This is a genomic window from Amycolatopsis sp. NPDC003861 (assembly GCF_053605405.1).
The window spans coordinates 25,054-42,186 of the sequence record NZ_JBSGJD010000055.1; the positions used below are offsets into that span (position 1 = coordinate 25,054).

General features: G+C 73.0%; 18 protein-coding genes. 9 read left to right on the top strand and 9 right to left on the bottom strand.

What is annotated here, in order from left to right; translation table 11 throughout:
- Positions 1-2 precede the first annotated feature (2 nt).
- Complete coding sequence (locus ACWEVN_RS16490; protein WP_452051816.1) at positions 3-641, bottom strand: GntR family transcriptional regulator; 639 nt, start codon at positions 639-641, stop codon at positions 3-5.
- 118 nt (positions 642-759) lie between these two features.
- On the opposite strand from ACWEVN_RS16490, the gene ACWEVN_RS16495 reads away from it, so the two are divergent.
- Complete coding sequence (locus tag ACWEVN_RS16495; protein WP_452051802.1) at positions 760-1,743, top strand: YbhB/YbcL family Raf kinase inhibitor-like protein; 984 nt, start codon at positions 760-762, stop codon at positions 1,741-1,743.
- A 40-nt stretch (positions 1,744-1,783) separates the two neighbouring features.
- Positions 1,784-2,725, top strand: a complete 942-nt coding sequence (locus tag ACWEVN_RS16500; protein WP_452051803.1) for a GlxA family transcriptional regulator — start codon at positions 1,784-1,786, stop codon at positions 2,723-2,725.
- Positions 2,726-2,759: 34 nt separating this feature from the next.
- On the opposite strand, the gene ACWEVN_RS16505 is transcribed toward ACWEVN_RS16500, so the two are convergent.
- Complete coding sequence (locus ACWEVN_RS16505; protein ID WP_452051804.1) at positions 2,760-3,221, bottom strand: VOC family protein; 462 nt, start codon at positions 3,219-3,221, stop codon at positions 2,760-2,762.
- Positions 3,222-3,312: 91 nt separating this feature from the next.
- Between ACWEVN_RS16505 and ACWEVN_RS16510 the strand changes: the two genes are divergently transcribed.
- Entirely contained in the window at positions 3,313-4,287 is a 975-nt protein-coding gene (locus ACWEVN_RS16510) for a helix-turn-helix transcriptional regulator (protein ID WP_449682471.1), read from the top strand.
- 7 nt (positions 4,288-4,294) lie between these two features.
- Here the strand turns inward: ACWEVN_RS16510 and ACWEVN_RS16515 are convergent, their stop codons facing one another.
- The 7 genes from ACWEVN_RS16515 to ACWEVN_RS16545 are packed head-to-tail and all read right to left on the bottom strand — an operon-like array spanning position 4,295 to position 10,280.
- Positions 4,295-4,720 (bottom strand): RbsD/FucU family protein, encoded by a 426-nt coding sequence (locus ACWEVN_RS16515; protein ID WP_449682407.1) that lies wholly within the window; start codon positions 4,718-4,720, stop codon positions 4,295-4,297.
- A 3-nt stretch (positions 4,721-4,723) separates the two neighbouring features.
- Complete coding sequence (gene larE, locus ACWEVN_RS16520) at positions 4,724-5,527, bottom strand: ATP-dependent sacrificial sulfur transferase LarE (RefSeq protein WP_452051805.1); 804 nt, start codon at positions 5,525-5,527, stop codon at positions 4,724-4,726.
- Positions 5,527-6,660, bottom strand: a complete 1,134-nt coding sequence (gene larC, locus ACWEVN_RS16525; protein ID WP_452051806.1) for a nickel pincer cofactor biosynthesis protein LarC — start codon at positions 6,658-6,660, stop codon at positions 5,527-5,529. The genes larE and larC overlap by 1 nt, the downstream gene beginning before the upstream one ends.
- On the bottom strand, positions 6,657-7,328 hold the full coding sequence (larB, locus tag ACWEVN_RS16530; protein WP_452051807.1) for a nickel pincer cofactor biosynthesis protein LarB: 672 nt from the start codon (positions 7,326-7,328) through the stop codon (positions 6,657-6,659). The genes larC and larB overlap by 4 nt, the downstream gene beginning before the upstream one ends.
- A complete protein-coding gene (gene larA, locus ACWEVN_RS16535) occupies positions 7,325-8,593 on the bottom strand; it encodes a nickel-dependent lactate racemase (protein ID WP_452051808.1) in 1,269 nt (422 codons plus the stop codon). The genes larB and larA overlap by 4 nt, the downstream gene beginning before the upstream one ends.
- A complete protein-coding gene (locus ACWEVN_RS16540) occupies positions 8,590-9,432 on the bottom strand; it encodes an amidohydrolase family protein (protein WP_452051809.1) in 843 nt (280 codons plus the stop codon). Before ACWEVN_RS16540 ends, larA begins: the two co-directional genes overlap by 4 nt.
- Complete coding sequence (locus ACWEVN_RS16545; protein ID WP_452051810.1) at positions 9,429-10,280, bottom strand: fumarylacetoacetate hydrolase family protein; 852 nt, start codon at positions 10,278-10,280, stop codon at positions 9,429-9,431. The genes ACWEVN_RS16540 and ACWEVN_RS16545 overlap by 4 nt, the downstream gene beginning before the upstream one ends.
- Positions 10,281-10,463: 183 nt before the next feature.
- On the opposite strand from ACWEVN_RS16545, the gene ACWEVN_RS16550 reads away from it, so the two are divergent.
- The 6 genes from ACWEVN_RS16550 to ACWEVN_RS16575 are packed head-to-tail and all read left to right on the top strand — an operon-like array spanning position 10,464 to position 17,004.
- Positions 10,464-11,786, top strand: coding sequence for an enolase C-terminal domain-like protein (locus ACWEVN_RS16550; protein ID WP_452051811.1), 1,323 nt, complete (start codon positions 10,464-10,466; stop codon positions 11,784-11,786).
- Positions 11,783-12,556 carry an SDR family NAD(P)-dependent oxidoreductase gene (locus ACWEVN_RS16555; RefSeq protein ID WP_452051812.1) on the top strand — a complete coding sequence of 258 codons (774 nt, stop codon included), beginning with the start codon at positions 11,783-11,785 and terminating at the stop codon, positions 12,554-12,556. Before ACWEVN_RS16550 ends, ACWEVN_RS16555 begins: the two co-directional genes overlap by 4 nt.
- Complete coding sequence (locus ACWEVN_RS16560) at positions 12,553-13,620, top strand: sugar ABC transporter substrate-binding protein (RefSeq protein ID WP_452051813.1); 1,068 nt, start codon at positions 12,553-12,555, stop codon at positions 13,618-13,620. The genes ACWEVN_RS16555 and ACWEVN_RS16560 overlap by 4 nt, the downstream gene beginning before the upstream one ends.
- A 24-nt stretch (positions 13,621-13,644) precedes the next feature.
- Positions 13,645-15,144 carry a sugar ABC transporter ATP-binding protein gene (locus ACWEVN_RS16565; RefSeq protein ID WP_449682417.1) on the top strand — a complete coding sequence of 500 codons (1,500 nt, stop codon included), beginning with the start codon at positions 13,645-13,647 and terminating at the stop codon, positions 15,142-15,144.
- Positions 15,137-16,156 (top strand): ABC transporter permease, encoded by a 1,020-nt coding sequence (locus ACWEVN_RS16570; RefSeq protein ID WP_452051814.1) that lies wholly within the window; start codon positions 15,137-15,139, stop codon positions 16,154-16,156. The genes ACWEVN_RS16565 and ACWEVN_RS16570 overlap by 8 nt, the downstream gene beginning before the upstream one ends.
- Positions 16,156-17,004: an aldo/keto reductase gene (locus tag ACWEVN_RS16575; protein WP_452051815.1), complete on the top strand. Its 849-nt coding sequence runs from the start codon at positions 16,156-16,158 to the stop codon at positions 17,002-17,004. The genes ACWEVN_RS16570 and ACWEVN_RS16575 overlap by 1 nt, the downstream gene beginning before the upstream one ends.
- Positions 17,005-17,133: the final 129 nt, after the last annotated feature.

Sequence of the window (17,133 nt, forward strand, 5' to 3'; positions counted from 1 at the left end):
TCTCACTCCCGCGCCGGGGCGCCCCTCAAGGCCGTCGCGGTCAAGGTGAGGTGCCGGGTGAGGGCCTCGGTCGCGGCGTCGATGTCGCGGGCCAGCGCCGCCTGTTCCAGCAGGGCGTGCTCGGCCAGGTGGTCGCGGCCCGGGGTGTGGTGGGCCGACCAGCGGCGGGCCAGCTCGCTCGCCGTCCACATCCGGTCGAACGTCTCCAGGAGCACCGGGTTGCCGCAGCCCTCCAGCAGGGTGCGGTGGAAGATCCGGTGGGCCTCGGCCCATTCGGCGCTGTAGTGGCGGCCTTCGCCGGGGGAGGTGCGGGCCAGCCGGTGGTGCGTGGCCCGGACCCGGGCTTCCCAGGCGAGGTCGCCGCGCTCGAGGGACAGGCGCAGCACGAGCGGTTCGACCGTCCGGCGGGCCTCGGCGACTTCCTGCCAGCGGCGGTCGGAAACCGCCGGGACCGCGAAGCCGCGGTTGGGCAGGCGGTCGGCGAGGCCTTCGCCGACCAGCCGCACGAGCGCCTCGCGCACGACGGCCAGGCTCACGCCGCGGTCCTGGGCCAGGTCCTGCGGTTTGAGGGCTTCGCCGGGGGAGTACCGCCCGCGCATGATCGCGTCCCGCAGGTGCGCGTGGACCTGCTCGGACAGCATCTGCCGCCCCGGTGGGGCCGTCTCGGTCACCCGGTCAGCATAGACGATCGGCCAGATAATCGATTATTGGTGCTATGGTCGATGGTGCCCACGTTCCCACCGAGAGACAAGTGATCCGATGAACGACCCGTTCGCCCGCCTGCCCGCAGTGGCTTCCTTCACCGTCACCAGCACCACGATCGCCGACGGCGCCGCCTTACCGCCCGAGCACCGGTCCGGGCCGGACGTTTCGCCGCAGCTGTCCTGGAGCGGTGCTCCGGCGGGCACGAAGAGCTACGCCGTCACCGTCTACGACCCCGACGCACCGACCGGCTCGGGGTTCTGGCACTGGGCGGTCGCCGACATCCCCGCCACGGTCACCGAGCTGCCCGAAGGCGCCGGCGACGCGGCGGGTTCGGGTCTCCCGGAAGGTGCTTTCCAGCTCCCGGGCGACACGCGCGAAGCCCGCTTCGTCGGCGCGGCCCCGCCGGCCGGCCACGGCCCGCACCGCTATTTCTTCGTGGTGCACGCCCTCGACGTCGCCTCGATCGGTGTCGCGGCCGACGCCACCCCGGCCGTGCTCGGCTTCACCATGGCCGGGCACGTCCTCGGCCGTGCGGTCCTGACCGCCACGGCGGAAACCCCCGGCGCCGAACGCCTCGAGGTTTCCCGGTTCGTCCCGGCGCCCGCCGGCGCCGTCTTCGCGGTCCTGACCGACCCGCAAGGGCACGTGGACATCGACGCGTCGGGCATGCTCATGGCCGCCGAGGGGGAACCGGTGCGGCAGGCGGGCGACCGGTTCCTGGTGCACATGGACCGGGACGCGCTCGGGGATGTGCCCCTCGGCAAGTACGACGTCGAGGTGGTCATCACCAAGCTCGTCCCGGGCGAGGAGATCGCCTGGACCGTCGAAGGCCGGACCGGGACGCACGTCCGCCACCTCTACGGCTACCGGCTGGAGCCGGCCGAGGGCGGTACCCGCGTCACGTCCTACTACGACTGGTCGGAGATCGGCGAGGAGTGGAAGCGGCGGCTCACCTTCCCGGTGGTTCCCGCGTCCGCTCTCAAGGCCACCCTCGGCATCCTCGAACGCACCGTCCGCCGGCGCATGGCCGGAAGCTAGCCGAACGACTGGATCACGCCACCCGGCGTACGTTGGGGACATGTACACCGTGGCGGTGCTGGCCCTCGACGACGTGATCGCGTTCGATCTGGCCACCCCGATCGAGACGCTCGGGCGGGTCCGGCTGCCGGACGGCCGGGGCGGTTACCGGCTCGTCGTCGCCGGGCCGGACCCGGTGGTCGGGGCCGGCCCGCTGCGGCTCACCGTCGAGACCGGGCTCGACGAGGTGGCGCACGCCGACCTCGTGGTCGTCCCCGGGCGGAACGACCCGGACCGGCCGGTCCCGGACGGTGTGGCGGAGTTCCTGCGGGCCGCGGTGGCGCGCGGCACGCGGGTCGCCTCGATCTGCGTCGGCGCGTTCACCCTCGCCGAGGCCGGCCTGCTCGACGGCCGGCGGGCGACCACGCACTGGCTCGCCACCGACGAGCTGGCCCGCCGGTACCCGGCCGTCGAGGTCGACCCGGACGCGCTCTACGTCGACAACGGCCAGATCCTGACGTCCGCGGGCGCGTCGGCCGGCCTGGACATGTGCCTGCACATCGTCGAGCGCGACTACGGCGCCGCGGTCGCCGCCGACGCCGCCCGGCTGGCGGTCGCGCCGCTGCAGCGCACGGGCGGACAGGGGCAGTACATCCTGCGCAACCGCCCGACGTCCCGGACCGCGACGCTGGAGAAGGCCCTCGGCTGGATCGAGGAGAACGCCCACCGCCCGCTCACGCTGGCCGACATCGCCGACGCGGCGGGCATGAGCACGCGCACGCTGACCCGGCACTTCCACGCGCAGACCGGGCAGAGCCCGATCCAGTGGCTGACCGGGGTGCGGATCCGGCACGCCCAGGAGCTGCTGGAGCTGACCGACCACACGATCGACCGGATCGCCGGGCAGGTGGGGTTCCCCTCGCCGAGCAACTTCCGGGTGCAGTTCGCGCAGACGGTGCGGGTCAGCCCGAGCGCGTACCGGAAGACGTTCCGGTCGCGGTGACCGGCGGGGTGCGGCCGGCCGCACCCCGCCGGGATCAGGCCGGGTACTCGGCCGCGACGTCGATGATCCAGGTGACGCCGAAGCGGTCGGTCAGCATCCCGAACGCCGGCGCCCACGGGACCGGGCCGAACTCCTCGATCACCGTGGCTCCTTCAGCGAGGCCCTTCCACACCGGCGAGACCTCGTCCACCGTCGTCCCGCGGACGGACAGGAAGAACTTCTCCTTCGTGATCGTGGTGCCGTTCGAGCGGTGGGTGGCGGGTGCGGCCGGCGCCGGGCCGTCGGTGCCTGGGACGTCGTAGGCCATCACGCTGAAGCCGGTGTCCGCGGTGACCTGGCCGAACACCACCTTGGCCGCGTCGGGCAGCTCGGCGGGCATCCCGAAGTCGCCGTAGGTGACGATCGTGGCCTGGCCGCCGAAGACCGACCGGTAGAACTCCAGGGCTTCGCGAGCCTGGCCGGTGAAGTTGAGGTGGGCGACAGCGCTGAGCGACATGATTGGTCCTTTTCGTGGGTGATCCGTCGAGAGCCACGCTGTCAGCAGTAGCGGTCAGGGAACGTCCGCCTCTCGTGGCACCATGAAAGTCGTGCCGGTCGCTTCCTCGACGGCGACCTCGGGTCGCCTGCTCTCGCTGCTGTCCCTGCTGCAGGCCCGCCGGGACTGGCCGGGCGCGCTGCTCGCCGGCCGGCTGGGCGTCAGCGAACGGACCGTGCGCCGGGACGTCGACCGGCTGCGCGAACTCGGCTATCCCGTCCAGGCGGTCAAGGGGCCCGAGGGTGGCTACCGGCTCGAAGCCGGCAGCCGGATGCCGCCGCTGCTGTTCGACGAAGAGCAGGCGGTCGCCCTCGCCGTGGCGCTGCGGATCGCCGTCCAAACCGGGGCGGGCATCGAGGAAGCCGCCGCGCGGGCGCTGGCGACGGTGCGGCAGGTGATGCCGTCCCGGCTGCGGCAGCGCGTCGACGTGCTGGAGATCGCCGCGGCCGGCGGCGGCACCGTCCAGGTGGACACGGCCGTCCTGCTCGCGCTGAGCTCGGCGATCCGGGCCACCGAGGAGATCCGGTTCGACTACGAGACACCGTCGCGGCCGCCGGACGGCACGCCGCGGCGGGTGCAGCCGCACCACCTCGTCGTCCGAAGTGGACGGTGGTACCTGCTCGGGTGGGACGCCGTCCGGGCGGACTGGCGGACCTACCGCGTCGACCGGATGACGCTGCGGGTGCCGAACGGGCCGCGGTTCGTCCCGCGGGAGGTGCCCGGCGGCGACGTCGCGCGGTTCCTTTCCGCCCGGTTCAAGGGCTCCGGCACCGACGCCTGGCCGTGCCGGGGCGAGGTGGTCCTCGACCGGCCGGTGGCCGGCGTGGCGCCGTTCGCCGGCGACGGTGTGGCCGAGGAAGCCGCGCCCGGGAAGACCCGGCTCGTCACCGGATCCTGGTCGTGGGCGGCGCTCGCCGCCGGCCTGCTGCGGTTCGACTGCGAGATCGAGGTGGTGGGGCCGCCGGAACTGCGGGCGGCCTTCGCCGACCTGGCCGGCCGGGCCACCCGCGCGGCGGACCCCGGCTGACCGCGGCTCACCCCGCCGGGGGCAGGAAACCCACGGTCAGCAGGAGATTCGCGTAGAGGCGGTCGTCGCCGGTGGCGATGCACAGGGCCACCTCGGGCTCGCGGCACGTGCGGTAGAACTCGAACCTTTCCACCGGCCGCATCGGCAGTTCCGGGCCGAGCAGCCGTTCGTAGCCCCGCCAGCACGCGGGTGCGTCGCCGCCGTCCGGGAGCATCGCCGTCACCGATTCGACCGGGATCGCGGTCAGCAGCGGCTCGAGGACGTCGTCGACCGTGACCAGCCCGGGCCGCAGGTTCAGGTGGATCAGCTCGGCGCCGGGTGAGACGTTGGTCGCGTGCGCGTAGTTGGCGTCGGCGATGAGGATGCGGGAACCGTGGCCGGTCGCCGCGACGGCGCGCAGCAGCGGGGGGTGGATCAGCGGGTAGCGCAGCATCGGTCAGTCCCGTTCGTGGTTGAGCCCGCCGGAGCGGAAGGGGGCGACGGTGGCCTCGGCGAACCCCAGCGCCCGCACGGCCTCGAGCAGCCGCGGGTCGTCGTGGAGCCGGGTGGCCACGGCGGGGTCGAGTTCGATCCGGGCGGTGCCGCCGAGGTCGCGGACCCGGACGTCGTGGGAGTGCAGGCCACGCCGGGACAGGGCCGCACGCACCGCCGATTCCGCCTGCTCCACCCGGGCCAGCGTGGCCGTGGTGATCGGGATGCCGTACCGGACCCGGCTCGCCAGGCAGGGGGCCGCCGGTTTGTCCGCCCAGGCCAGTCCCCAGTGCCGGGCGATCGCCCGGACGTCCTCTTTGGACAGACCGAGGGTGCGCAGCGGGGTGTGCACGCCGAGTTCGTCGCCCGCGCGGATGCCGGGGCGGAACGGGTCGGCCGCGTCGTCGGCGTTGGTGCCGGTGACCAGCGCCGGAAACCCGTGAGCGGACGCCACTTCGGCGATCGTGGTGAGCACGGTGGTCTTGCAGAAGTAGCAGCGCCGTCGCCCGTTGGCCGCGTAGCCGGGCTCGGCCAGTTCGGCGGTCGGCGGGGTGAGGTGCCGGACCCCGAGCTCGGCCGCGATCCGCCGCGCGGCGGCCAGTTCCACCGCGGCCAGGCTGGCCGAGTTCGCCGTCACGGCAAGGACGTCCGCCGGGCCGAGGGCGCGGACGGCGGCCGCGAGGACCAGCGCCGAGTCGGCGCCGCCGGAGAAGGCGACCGCGAGCCGGCCGAGCCCGGCCAGGTGGCTGACGAGCCGCGTGCCGTCCATCAGCGTCCCGCGGCGATCGTCGCGACGACCCGGGCCGGGAGCCCGAGTTCGCGGGCGGCGGCCACGACGTCGTCGTGCTCGGGCTTCGCGCCGTGTGGCCCGCGCTTGCGGCGCACCGGTATGCCGAGGACGTCGACCGTTTCGGTTTCCCGGGCCAGCGCGGTGCGGCGGACCGGGTATTCGCGGACGCCGAGGCTGCCGGTCTCGGCGAGCATCAGGTCCGCGAGCCGAGGGGCGTGGTCCGGCTCGGCGAGCACGTGCAGGACGTGGGCGGGCCGGCCCTTCTTCATGGTCACCGGGCTGATCCACGCGTCGAGCGCGCCGGCCGCCAGCAGCTCGCCGACGACGTGCCCGAGCACTTCGCCGGTGACGTCGTCGAGGTTCGTCTCCAGCACCACCAGCGTGCGGGGCCCGGCGCCGACCGGCTCGCCGAGGTGCACGACCGCGATGTTCGGCCGGTCCGGCAGTGACCGGGTGCCGGCGCCGTAGCCGGTGGCCAGCAGCCGGGACTCCGGCGGTGGCTCGAAGCGGGCCTCGACGGCCTTCAGCAGCGCGGCCGCGGTGGGGGTGACCGTCTCGCCGTCGAGGTCGCTCCCGACCGTCCGCGCGCCCTCCAGCAGCGCCGCGGTCGCGGGGGCGGGGCAGGGGAGGATCCCGTGCGCGGTGCGGACGGTGCCGGTGCCGAGGGGCAGCGCGCCACAGTACACAGTGGACACTTCCAGGGCGTCCAGTGCGGCGCAGACGCCGATGACGTCGACCAGCGTGTCGTGCCCGCCGAGTTCGTGGAGGTGGACGCGCCCGGGATCTTCCCCGTGCAGCCGGCCTTCGACCTCGGCGATCGCCCGCACCGCGGCGACCGCCCGGTCCGCGACCGGCGCGGGCTCGACCCGCCCGGCCATGGCGATCAGCTCGGCCGCCGAACGGCTCGTGGCCTCGTCGGTGACGTCGACGAGCGCGCGGGCCGCCATCATGCCGTGGGTGAGCAGGGACTGGACGCGCAAGTCCCACCCGGTCAGCCCGCTGGAGGCGACGGCGGACCGGATGCGCTCGAGCGGGGCGCCGGCGTCGACCAGGGCGGCCAGCAGCATGTCCCCGGCCAGGCCGGTGAACGGAGCGATGACGCAGATCGTCACCGGGGCCTCCGCAGCACCTGGGCGAGCCGGAAGGCGGCCATCGCCGCGCCGAACCCGGAGTCGATGTTGACGACGGTGATGCCCGCCGCGCAGGAGGCGTGCATGGCCAGCAACGCCGTGACGCCGTCGAGGCCGGCGCCGTACCCGGTGGAGGTCGGAACGGCGATCACCGGGCCGGCGACCAGCCCGCCGACCGCCGATGCCAGCGCGCCCTCCATGCCCGCGACGACGATCACCGCGTCCGCCTCGCGCAGCCGGTCGCGCTCGGCGAGCAGGCGGTGGATGCCGGCGACCCCGACGTCGGTGACCGTCCGCACCGTGAGGCCGATGGCCGCGGCGACTTCCGCGGCTTCCTCGGCGACCGGGCCGTCCGACGTCCCGGCCGCGGCCACCGCGACGGTGAACGCGGTGGCCGCGGCTGGGCGCCACACCAGGAGCCGTGCGCCGGGGGAGTAGCGGCCGCCGGGGACTTCGGCGAGCACCGCACCGGCCGGCTCGGCTTCGACGCGGGTGACCAGCACCGGACCCGTGTTGTGCGCGAGCAGCGTCCGCACGATGGCCGCGATCTGCGCCGGGGTTTTCCCCGGCCCGTACACGACTTCCGGAAGTCCTTGCCGCCGTTCGCGGTCGAGGTCGACGCGCGCGAACCCGAGGTCGGCGGCACTCATGCCAGATACGGGATGGTCAGGGGACCTTCGGGGAGGACGCAGGCCCGCGCGCCCGGCCCGGCCCGGTCGAGCGCCTCGGCCACGGTGGCCGCGATGTCGGTGGTCCGGGTCAGGTGGGCCGTCGCGAGGTCGGCCTCGGTCAGGAAACCGGTGTGCACCACGACCCGGCAGTCGTCCTGGATCTTCGCCTGGATCTGCACCTGCCACTGGTCGGGCACGGTCACCGGGCGGGCCGCGATCTCCGCGAGCAGCGCGGCCGGGGAACTCGCCGAAGCGAGGACTTCCCGGTAGGAGCCGTGGTCGGGGAAGCCGTCCCGGCACTCCGCGGCGCAGACGATCGTCCCGCCCGGCCGGGTGATCCGGTGGGCCGCCGACATCCCTTTGACGGCCTGGTAGAGGTTCTGGTCGAGGGGATAGCCGGAGTTGGTGGTCACCACGACGTCGAACGGCGCCGGCACCGGCCGCATGGCGACGTCGCGGGCGGCGCGGGTCGCGGCCGCGTGCATTTCGAGGAGGTCGCCGCCGAAGGCGCCGATGACCGCCTTGTCGCGGTTGAGGATGACGTCGAAGGCGAAGGTGACGCCGGTGGCCGCGGCGATCGCGCGGACGTCGTCGTGCACGGGGTTGCCTTCGGTGATGCCCCAGGTGGCGTTGGCGTGCCCGATCCGGCGGGCGTCGTGCAGCACCAGCACGGTCTCCAGGGCCGCCAGTCCCGGCGCGACGAGCTTGGGGCCGCCCGAAAAGCCGGCGAAGAAGTGCGGTTCGACGAACCCGGTGGTGATCTTCACGTCGGCGGCGGCCCACTCGCTGTTCAGCCACACCGGGACGTCGTCGCCGTGACGCCCGAGCCAGGTGAGGCTCGCGCGGTCGCGGGCGTCGTGGTTGACGATCCGGACGGTGTCGACGACTTCGTCGCCGAACATCGCGCGCAGCTCGGTGTCGGTGTTGCCGCGGTGGGTGCCGGTGGCGACCAGGATGACGACGTCCTCGAGGCGGACGACGCCGTCGAGTTCGGCGAGGATGGCGGGGATCATCAGTTCGCGCGGCTGCGGCCGGGTGCCGTCGCACGCCGAGATCGCGACCGTCTGCCCCGGCCGCACCCGCTCCCGCAACGGCGGCCCGGCGACCGGTTCGCGCAACGCGCGGCGCAGCAGCACGTCCGCGGGCTCGGTGACCGGGTGGTGCACCGGCGTCACCACGGTGGTGACCGCCGGGTCGATGGTCAGGTCGAGGCCGGTTTCCCCGTAGGCGAGCCGGACTCTCATGACGCCAGCCCGTACACGCGGGTCGCGGTCCCGCCGCGGACGGCGTCCTGCTCGGCCGGCGTCAGGCCGTCCAAGAGGCTTTCGGCGGCGTCCATGACTTCCGCGTACGTGCCCGCGAGCAGGCACACCGGCCAGTCGGACCCGAGCATCAGCCGGTCGGGGCCGAACGCGGTGAGGGCGGTGTCCGTGTACGGCCGCAGATCCTCGACGCGCCACGGCCGGCCGGCTTCGGTCACCAGACCGGATAGCTTGGCGACGACGTTGGGTTCCCGGGCCAGGGTGGCCAGCTCGCTCGCCCAGGGTTCCAGTTCCCCGCTCGCGATCGGTGGTTTCGCGAGGTGGTCCAGGACGAAGGTGAGATCCGGCAGGGCCCGGACCGCCGCAGTGGCCGCCGGGAGCTGGTGGGGCAGCACGAGCAGGTCGTACGCCAGCCCGGCGTCCCGCACCGCCGCCAGCCCGGCCAGGACGTCGTCGCGTTCGAGCCAGCGCGGGTCGGGCTCGGCCTGGACGAGGTGGCGGATACCGGTCAGCAGCTCGCCGCCCGGGGCCGACCGCAGCCGTTCGAGGTCCCGAGCGGGCGAATCGGTGAGGTCGAGCCAGCCGACCACGCCGGCGATGAGCGGCTCCGCGGCCGCGATCGCGAGGAACTCGACCGACTCCTCGAGATCCGGCAGGACTTGGACGAGCACGGTCGCGTCGATCCCCGCGGCGGCCGCGCGCAGGTCCGCCGGGGTGAAGTCGCGGCGGAGGGCCGCGGTGCCGTCGCCGTCCAGCCACGCGTGCCGGCGGACGGAGGTCTGCCACAGGTGGTGGTGCGCGTCGACGCGCCGGCCGGTCACGCCCGGCCGATCCGGTGGTGCTGGCGGCCGAGGCCGTCGATCTCCACGGTCACTTCGTCCCCTTCGGACAGATAGGGGAAGTCGTTGGCGCCGAAGGCGACTCCGGCCGGCGTGCCGGTGTTCACGACGTCGCCCGGTTCGAGCACCATGAACTGGCTGAGGTACCAGACGAGGTGGCGGACGTCGAAGAGCATGTTCTTCGTGGTGCCGTCCTGGCGCGGCTGCCCGTTGACGCCCAGCCGCAGGGCGAGGTCCTGCGGGTCGCCGGCCTCGTCCGGGGTGACCAGCCACGGGCCGAGCGGGTTGAACGTCTCGCAGGACTTGCCCTTGGTCCACTGGCCGCCGCGTTCGTGCTGGAACTCGCGTTCGCTGACGTCGTTCGAGACGGCGTACCCGGCGATGACCGCGTCGGCTTCCTCCGGCGACGACAGGTACCGCGCGCGCCCGCCGAGCACGACGGCGAGTTCGACCTCGTAGTCGGTGCGCGTGCTGGTGCGCGGGATGAGCACGGTGTCGTCCGGGCCGACGATCGTGTTGGTGGCCTTGAGGAACACCACCGGCTCCGCGGGTGGTTCGGCCCCGGTTTCCGCGGCGTGGTCGGAGTAGTTCAGCCCGATGCAGACGAGCAGGCCGGGCCGGGCCACCGGGGCGCCGACGCGCAGGCCCGCCGAATCCAGGAGCGGCAGCGTGCCTTCGCGCATCGCCATCCGGGCCCGGGCGACGCCGTCGGCGGCGAAGAAGGCGCCGTCGACGTCCGGGGTCAGCGCACGCAGGTCCCGCGCCGCACCGGTTGCGTCGAGGACGACGGGGATCTCGCGGCCGGGGTCGCCGAGGCGTTGGAAGCGCATGGCCGGGGACGGTAGCAGACATATGATGTCTTGTTCAAAGCTTCAGCCAGTCATCATATGTAAAAGTGCGGAAAGTAGTCAGTAACTACTCAGAGTCCAAGTTATTGCCGTGTTACGGATCGACTCTGGACATTCCGCGTGCCGACGCGTAGCCATACATATGTTGTCTGCCCCGAAGGAGAGGTGGCCCCGTTGGCCGAAGTGATCAGCGCCATCGACGCCGTGGACGTGCGCTTCCCGACTTCGCTGAGCCTCGACGGGTCCGACGCGATGAACCCGGAACCCGACTATTCGGCGGCGTACGTGACCATCCGCACGAGCGACGGCGACGAGGGCTACGGGCTCGCCTTCACCGTCGGCCGCGGCAACGACGTCGAGGTCGCCGCGGTCCGGGCGCTCGTGCCCCTGGTCATCGGGATGCCGGTGGCCGACGCGCTCGCCGACCTCGGCGCGTTCTCCCGCCGGCTCACCGGGGACAGCCAGCTGCGGTGGCTGGGCCCGGACAAGGGCGCGATCCACATGGCCGCCGCCGCGATCGTCAACGCGGCCTGGGATCTGCGCGCCCGCCGCGAAGGCAAGCCGGTCTGGCGCCTGCTCGCCGAGATGCCCCCGGAAGAGCTGGTCGGTCTCGTCGACTTCCGGTACCTGCAGGACGCCCTGACCCGCGACGAAGCCCTCGACATCCTCCGCCGCGCCGAACCCGGCCGCGCGGCCCGCCAGGCCGAACTCCTGGAGTCCGGTTTTCCCGCCTACACCACGACTCCCGGCTGGCTCGGGTACTCGCCGGAGAAGCTGGCGGCGCTGTCCAAGGAGGCGGTCGAGGACGGCTTCACCCAGATCAAGCTCAAGGTCGGGGCCGACCTCGACGAAGACGTCCGCCGGCTGCGGCTCGCGCGGGACGTCGTCGGCCCGGACGTCCGGATCGCCATCGACGCCAACCAGGCCTGGGGCGTCGGGCAGGCCATCGAATGGCTGCGCCCGCTCGCCGAGTTCGACCCGTACTGGATCGAGGAGCCGACCTCGCCCGACGACGTGCTCGGCCACGCGGCCATCCGCCGGGCCGTCGCGCCGATCAAGGTGGCCACCGGCGAGCACACGCACAACGCGGTGATGTTCAAGCAGCTGCTGCAGGCGGAAGCGATCGACGTCCTCCAGCTCGACGCCAGCCGGGTCGCCGGGGTCACCGAGAACATCGCGATCCTGTTGCTGGCCGCGAAGTTCGGTGTCCCGGTGTGCCCGCACGCCGGCGGGGTCGGGCTGTGCGAAATGGTCCAGCACCTGTCGATGTTCGACTTCGTCGCGGTGAGCGGGACCCAGCAGGACCGGGTCATCGAGTACGTGGACCACCTGCACGAGCACTTCGTCGACCCGGTGCGGATCGAGCGCGGCCGCTACCTGGCCCCGCGCGAACCGGGCCTCGGCGCGCGGCTGCACGCGGAATCCGTGGCGCGGTACCGGTTCCCCGACGGCCCGGTCTGGCAGCGGGACGCGGTGGTGGTCGCGTGAGCGGCGGGGAGTTCGACGGCGTCCGGGCGGTTGTGACCGGCGGCGCGTCCGGGATCGGGCTCGCCACCGCGCGGATGCTGGCCGGGCGCGGCGCCCGGGTCGTCTGCCTCGACCTGAACGACCGGGTCGGGGAACCGTTGACCGGGGTGCGGGCCGACGTCTCGGACGACGGCTCGGTCCGGGCCGCGATCGCCGCCGCGGTCGAGCACCTCGGCGGCCTGGACGTCCTGGTCAACAACGCCGGGATCGGCGCGCAGGGCACGGTTTCCGACAACGACGACGCCGAGTGGCACCGCGTCTTCGACGTCAACGTCGTGGGCATGGTGCGAGTGACCCGCGCGGCGCTGCCGCACCTGCGGGAGTCGGCCGCGGCGGCGATCGTGAACACCTGTTCGATCGCGGCCACCGCCGGGCTGCCGCAACGAGCGCTCTACAGCGCCACGAAAGGCGCGGTCCTCGCGCTCACCCGCGCGATGGCCGCCGACCACCTGGCCGAAGGCATCCGCGTGTGCTGCGTCAACCCCGGCACCGCGCACACCCCGTGGATCGACCGGCTGCTCTCGCAAGCCGACGATCCCGAGGCCGAGCTGGCGGCGCTCGCCGCGCGCCAGCCCACCGGCCGGCTCGTCACCGCCGACGAGGTCGCCGCGGCGATCTGCTACCTGGCCGGCCCGCAGTCCGGCGCCACCACCGGCACCGATCTCGCCGTGGACGGCGGGATGTCCGGCCTCCGTCTCCGCCCGAAACCTGTCAACGAGGAGAGGTCATGAAGTTCCCGCACCTGCGCGCCGCCGTCGTCGTCACCGCCGGCGTCCTGACCGCGGCCGCACTGGCCGGCTGCAGCGGCGGCGGCACGACCGCCGCTTCGGGCGGCAAGACCGTCGTCGGGGTCGACTACCCCCGCTCGGACACCGACTTCTGGAACGCCTACATCAAGTACGTGCCCCAGTTCGCCGGGCAGTTCGGGCTCGACCTCAAGACCACCAACTCGCAGAACGACGTCGCCAACCTGACGGCCAACGTGCAGACGATGATCAGCCAGGGCGTCAAGGGCGTGGTGATGGCCCCGCAGGACACCGCGGCGATCATCCCGACCCTGCAGCAGCTCGCGACCAAGAAGATCCCGGTCGTCTCCGTCGACACCCGGCCCGACCAGGGCAACGTCTACATGGTCGTGCGGGCCGACAACCGCGCGTACGGCGAGAAGGCCTGCCAGTTCCTCGGCACCAAGCTCGGCGGCCAGGGCAAGGTCGTGATGCTGCAGGGCGACCTCGCCTCGATCAACGGCCGCGACCGCACCGAAGCCTTCAACGACTGCATGAAGAAGAACTTCCCGGGCATCACGGTGTTCGGCGAGGCGACCAACTGGGACGCCAACACCGCCGCCCAGAAGCTGCAGACCCGGCTGACCGCGAACCCGGACATCAAGGGCGTCTACATGCAGTCCAGCTTCGCCCTGTCCGGCACGCTGCAGCTGCTGAAGCAGCGTGGCCTGGCGGTCCCGGCGAGCGACCCGAAGCACGTGTTCATCGTGTCCAACGACGGTATCCCCGAGGAGCTCGCCAAGATCCGGGCCGGCGAAATGGACGCGACCGTGTCCCAGCCCGCGGACCTGTTCGCCAAGTACGCCCTGCAGTACGTCAAGGACGCCATCGACGGGAAGACGCCGGCCGCGGGCAAGACCGACCACGACAGCACCATCATCCAGGTCCGCGAGGGCCTGATGGAGGACCAGCTGGCCGCGCCGCTGGTCACCGCGGACGGTGCCACCTTCGGCCCGGTGAGCAGCGTCAAGGTCGACGACCAGTCCCTGTGGGGCAACAGCAAGAGCTGATCCGGTTGGCGAGAGGAAGCGAACATGAGCACCGTGCCGGTCGTCGAGGCGCACGGGGTGGTCAAGCGCTACGGCGCCACCGTGGCGCTCGACCACGCCGACCTGACCGTCCTACCCGGACAGACGCACGCCCTGGTCGGCCGCAACGGAGCCGGCAAGTCGACCCTGGTGTCCGTCCTCACCGGACTGACCGAGCCGGACGCCGGCACCGTGCGGCTGGACGGGGAGCCGGCCCCGGCCCTGGCCGACCGGGACGCCTGGCGGTCCCGGGTGGCCTGCGTGTACCAGCGGTCGACGATCATCCCCGAGCTGTCGGTGGCGGAGAACCTGTTCCTCAACCGGCAGGAGACCCGCGGCGGGTTCGTCCGCTGGGCCGCGCTGCGCCGCTCGGCCGCCGAGCTGCTGGAACGCTGGTCGGTGGACGTCGACGTGCACCGGCCGGCCCGGGAGCTGAGCGTGGAGCAGCGGCAGTTCGTGGAGATCGCGCGGGCCCTGTCGTTCGGCGCCCGGTTCGTCATCCTCGACGAGCCGACCGCGCAGCTCGACGGGGCCGCCATCACCCGGCTGTTCGGGCACGTCGCCGAGCTGCAGCGGCAAGGCGTCACCTTCCTGTTCATCAGCCACCACCTGCAGGAGGTGTACGAAATCTGCGACACGGTGACGGTGTACCGGGACGCCCGGCACGTCCTCACCGCGCCGGTCGCCGAGCTGCCGAAGGCCGACCTCGTCGCGGCGATGACCGGCGAGAACGCGGTCACGGTGCAGGAACGCGCGTCCTCGGTCCGGCACGGCGACGAACCCGTCCTCCGCGTGGACGACCTGAGCCTCGCCCCGTTCTTCGAGGACGTGTCGTTCGACGTCGCCCCGGGCGAGATCGTCGGGCTGGCCGGGTCGGGGGGCAGCGGCAAGACCGAGCTGGCCGAGGCACTGGCCGGGCTGCGCAAACCCACGTCCGGCACGGTCTTCGTCACCGACCGGCGGCCGCGGCCCGGCGACGTCCCGTCCGCGCTGGCCGCCGGGGTCGGATTCGTCCCGGAAGACCGGCACCACCAGGGTTTCGTGCCGGAGATGTCCATTGCGGACAACACGACGATGAGCGTCATGGACCGGCTCGGTCCCGGCATCTTCGTCCGGTCGGGCCTGCGTGACCGGCTCGCCGGGAAGATGATCGACCGGCTGGCGGTGAAGACGCCGGGCCCCGAGCTGCCGGTGTCCGCGCTGTCCGGCGGCAACCAGCAGAAGGTCGTGATGGCCCGCGCCCTCGCGGGCGACCCCCGGCTGCTGGTGCTGATCACACCCACCGCCGGGGTCGACGTCCGGTCGAAGGAGTTCCTCCTGGGCAAGGTCGCGGAGGCCGCCGCGGCGGGCACCGCGGTGCTGATCGCCTCGGACGAACTCGACGACCTGCGCCTGTGCGACCGGCTGCTGGTCGTGGTGCACGGCCGGCTCACCACCGAAATGCCCGCAGGCTGGCAGGACCGCGAGGTCGTGGCCGCCATGGAAGGAGTCGACCTCGATGCCTGAAAGCCCCGCCGCGGTGGGCGCCCCGCCGCGGACCGGACCGGCCGCCGCGCCCCGGCGCATCGCCCTGGCCCGCCTGCGCGACTTCGCGCTGGTGCCCGGGATCATCGCGATCGCCGTCGTCGGCCAGCTGGTGAACCCGGTGTTCCTCCAGTACGACAACGTGATCAACATCCTGCAGACGATGTCCGAGATCGCCCTGCTGGTGCTCGCCCAGACGATGGTCCTGGTCGTCGGCAAGATGGACCTCTCGCTGGAATCGACGTTCGGGCTCGCGCCCGGCGTGGCGGCCTGGCTGACGATCACCGGCGGCCATTCGCTCGGGCTGCTGCCGTCCTGGACCGGGGTCCCCATCGTGCTCCTCGCCGGGGTCGTGGTCGGCGCCCTCAACGCCCTGCTGATCGTCCGGTTCGGGCTGAGCGGGTTCGTCGTCACCCTCGGCATGCTGATCGTGCTGCGCGGCCTGCTCACCGGGATCTCCGGCGGCCAGACGTTCTTCGGCATGTCCGACTCGATGCTCTACCTCGGGACGACGTTGTGGGCCGGGATCCCGGCGTCGATCTGGATCTGCGTCCTGCTGTTCGCGGGCGGGATCGTCCTGCTCGGCTACACCCGGTTCGGCCGCAGCCTCTACGCGATCGGCGGGAACGAGGACGCGGCGAAGGCCGCGGGCATCCGGACCGACCGGATCGTGTGGATCGTGCTGATCGGCGCCAGCGTGCTGGCCGCGCTCGGCGGGCTGCTGCTCTCGGGCCGGCTGGCGTCGGTGGCCGCGGCGCAGGGCAACGGCTACATCTTCACGGTGTTCGCCGCCGCGGTGATCGGCGGCGTGAGCCTGAACGGCGGCCGCGGCACGCTCTTCGGCGCGTTCACCGGCATCCTGCTGCTGTACATGATCCAGAACGTGCTGACCCTGGCCGGCGTGCCCGCCCAGTGGATCGGTGCGCTCAACGGCGCGATCATCCTCATCGCGCTGGTGATGTCCCGCATCACCAGCGGCAAGCGGCAGACCTGATGGCGGACCTCGGCCTGGGCACCGCGGGCCTGGGCAACGTCTTCGGGGAGGTCGGCGCCGAAGCCGCCGCGGAGATCGTCACCGCGGCGGCCGGCGCCGGGGTGCGTTCCTTCGACACCGCGCCGTACTACGGCTTCGGGCTGGCCGAGCGCCGGCTCGGCCGGGCGCTTCCCGCGGGCCCGTTCGTGGTGTCGACGAAGGTGGGCCGGACGCTCACCGACGGTGGCTGCCGCTTCGACTTCTCCGCGGACGCCGTCCGCCGGGGGATCGAGGGCAGTCTCGACCGCCTGGGCCGCGACCGCGTCGACGTCGTCTACCTGCACGACCCCGACGACCACGAGGAGCAGGCCGCGACCGAGGCGTGGCCGGAGCTGTGCCGGCTGCGCGACGAAGGCGTGGTCTCCGCGATCGGCGTCGGGATGAACCAGTGGCAGATGCCCGCCCGGTTCGTCGAACGGCTCGACGTCGACGTCGTCCTGCTCGCCGGCCGGTACACCTTGCTCGACCGCGGTGGTGAGCGCCTGCTCGACCTCTGCGGCGAACGCGGGGTGGACGTCGTGCTCGGCGGGGTGTTCAACTCCGGTCTGCTCATCGACCCCCGGCCGGGTGCCTGGTTCGACTACGCCCCGGCGCCGGCCGACCTGCTGGCCCGCGCGCAGCGCATGCGCGACGTCGCCGCGTCGGCGGGGTACGACCTGGCCGCGTGCGCGCTCGCGTTCGCCGCCGCGCACCCGGCCGTCACCTCCGTCCTGGTCGGCGCCACGAGCGCCGGCCAGGTGCGGGCGAACCTCGCCGCCTTCCGCCGCGAGGTCCCGCCGGAGCTGTTGTCCCGATTGGTTTCCTGTTAACTCCCCGTCACCCCTGGAGAGTGCCATGACGCCCCCTGCCCAGAATCCGTTGTCGCGCCGGCAGTTCGGTGCCCTCGCGGCCGCCGGGCTCGCCGCGGCCGCCGTCCCGCCCGCGCTGGCCGGTCCGGC

What these genes read in the sequence shown, in the direction of transcription:
- ACWEVN_RS16575 (WP_452051815.1), top strand. Translation starts at nt 16,156, where the DNA reads ATGGCGGACCTCGGCCTGGGCACCGCGGGCCTGGGCAACGTCTTCGGG.
- ACWEVN_RS16545 (WP_452051810.1), bottom strand. Translation starts at nt 10,280, where the DNA reads ATGCGCTTCCAACGCCTCGGCGACCCCGGCCGCGAGATCCCCGTCGTC.
- larA (WP_452051808.1), bottom strand. Translation starts at nt 8,593, where the DNA reads ATGAGAGTCCGGCTCGCCTACGGGGAAACCGGCCTCGACCTGACCATC.
- ACWEVN_RS16495 (WP_452051802.1), top strand. Translation starts at nt 760, where the DNA reads ATGAACGACCCGTTCGCCCGCCTGCCCGCAGTGGCTTCCTTCACCGTC.
- ACWEVN_RS16515 (WP_449682407.1), bottom strand. Translation starts at nt 4,720, where the DNA reads ATGCTGCGCTACCCGCTGATCCACCCCCCGCTGCTGCGCGCCGTCGCG.
- ACWEVN_RS16565 (WP_449682417.1), top strand. Translation starts at nt 13,645, where the DNA reads ATGAGCACCGTGCCGGTCGTCGAGGCGCACGGGGTGGTCAAGCGCTAC.
- ACWEVN_RS16560 (WP_452051813.1), top strand. Translation starts at nt 12,553, where the DNA reads ATGAAGTTCCCGCACCTGCGCGCCGCCGTCGTCGTCACCGCCGGCGTC.
- ACWEVN_RS16505 (WP_452051804.1), bottom strand. Translation starts at nt 3,221, where the DNA reads ATGTCGCTCAGCGCTGTCGCCCACCTCAACTTCACCGGCCAGGCTCGC.
- ACWEVN_RS16490 (WP_452051816.1), bottom strand. Translation starts at nt 641, where the DNA reads ATGCTGTCCGAGCAGGTCCACGCGCACCTGCGGGACGCGATCATGCGC.
- larE (WP_452051805.1), bottom strand. Translation starts at nt 5,527, where the DNA reads ATGGACGGCACGCGGCTCGTCAGCCACCTGGCCGGGCTCGGCCGGCTC.
- ACWEVN_RS16500 (WP_452051803.1), top strand. Translation starts at nt 1,784, where the DNA reads ATGTACACCGTGGCGGTGCTGGCCCTCGACGACGTGATCGCGTTCGAT.
- larB (WP_452051807.1), bottom strand. Translation starts at nt 7,328, where the DNA reads ATGAGTGCCGCCGACCTCGGGTTCGCGCGCGTCGACCTCGACCGCGAA.
- ACWEVN_RS16570 (WP_452051814.1), top strand. Translation starts at nt 15,137, where the DNA reads ATGCCTGAAAGCCCCGCCGCGGTGGGCGCCCCGCCGCGGACCGGACCG.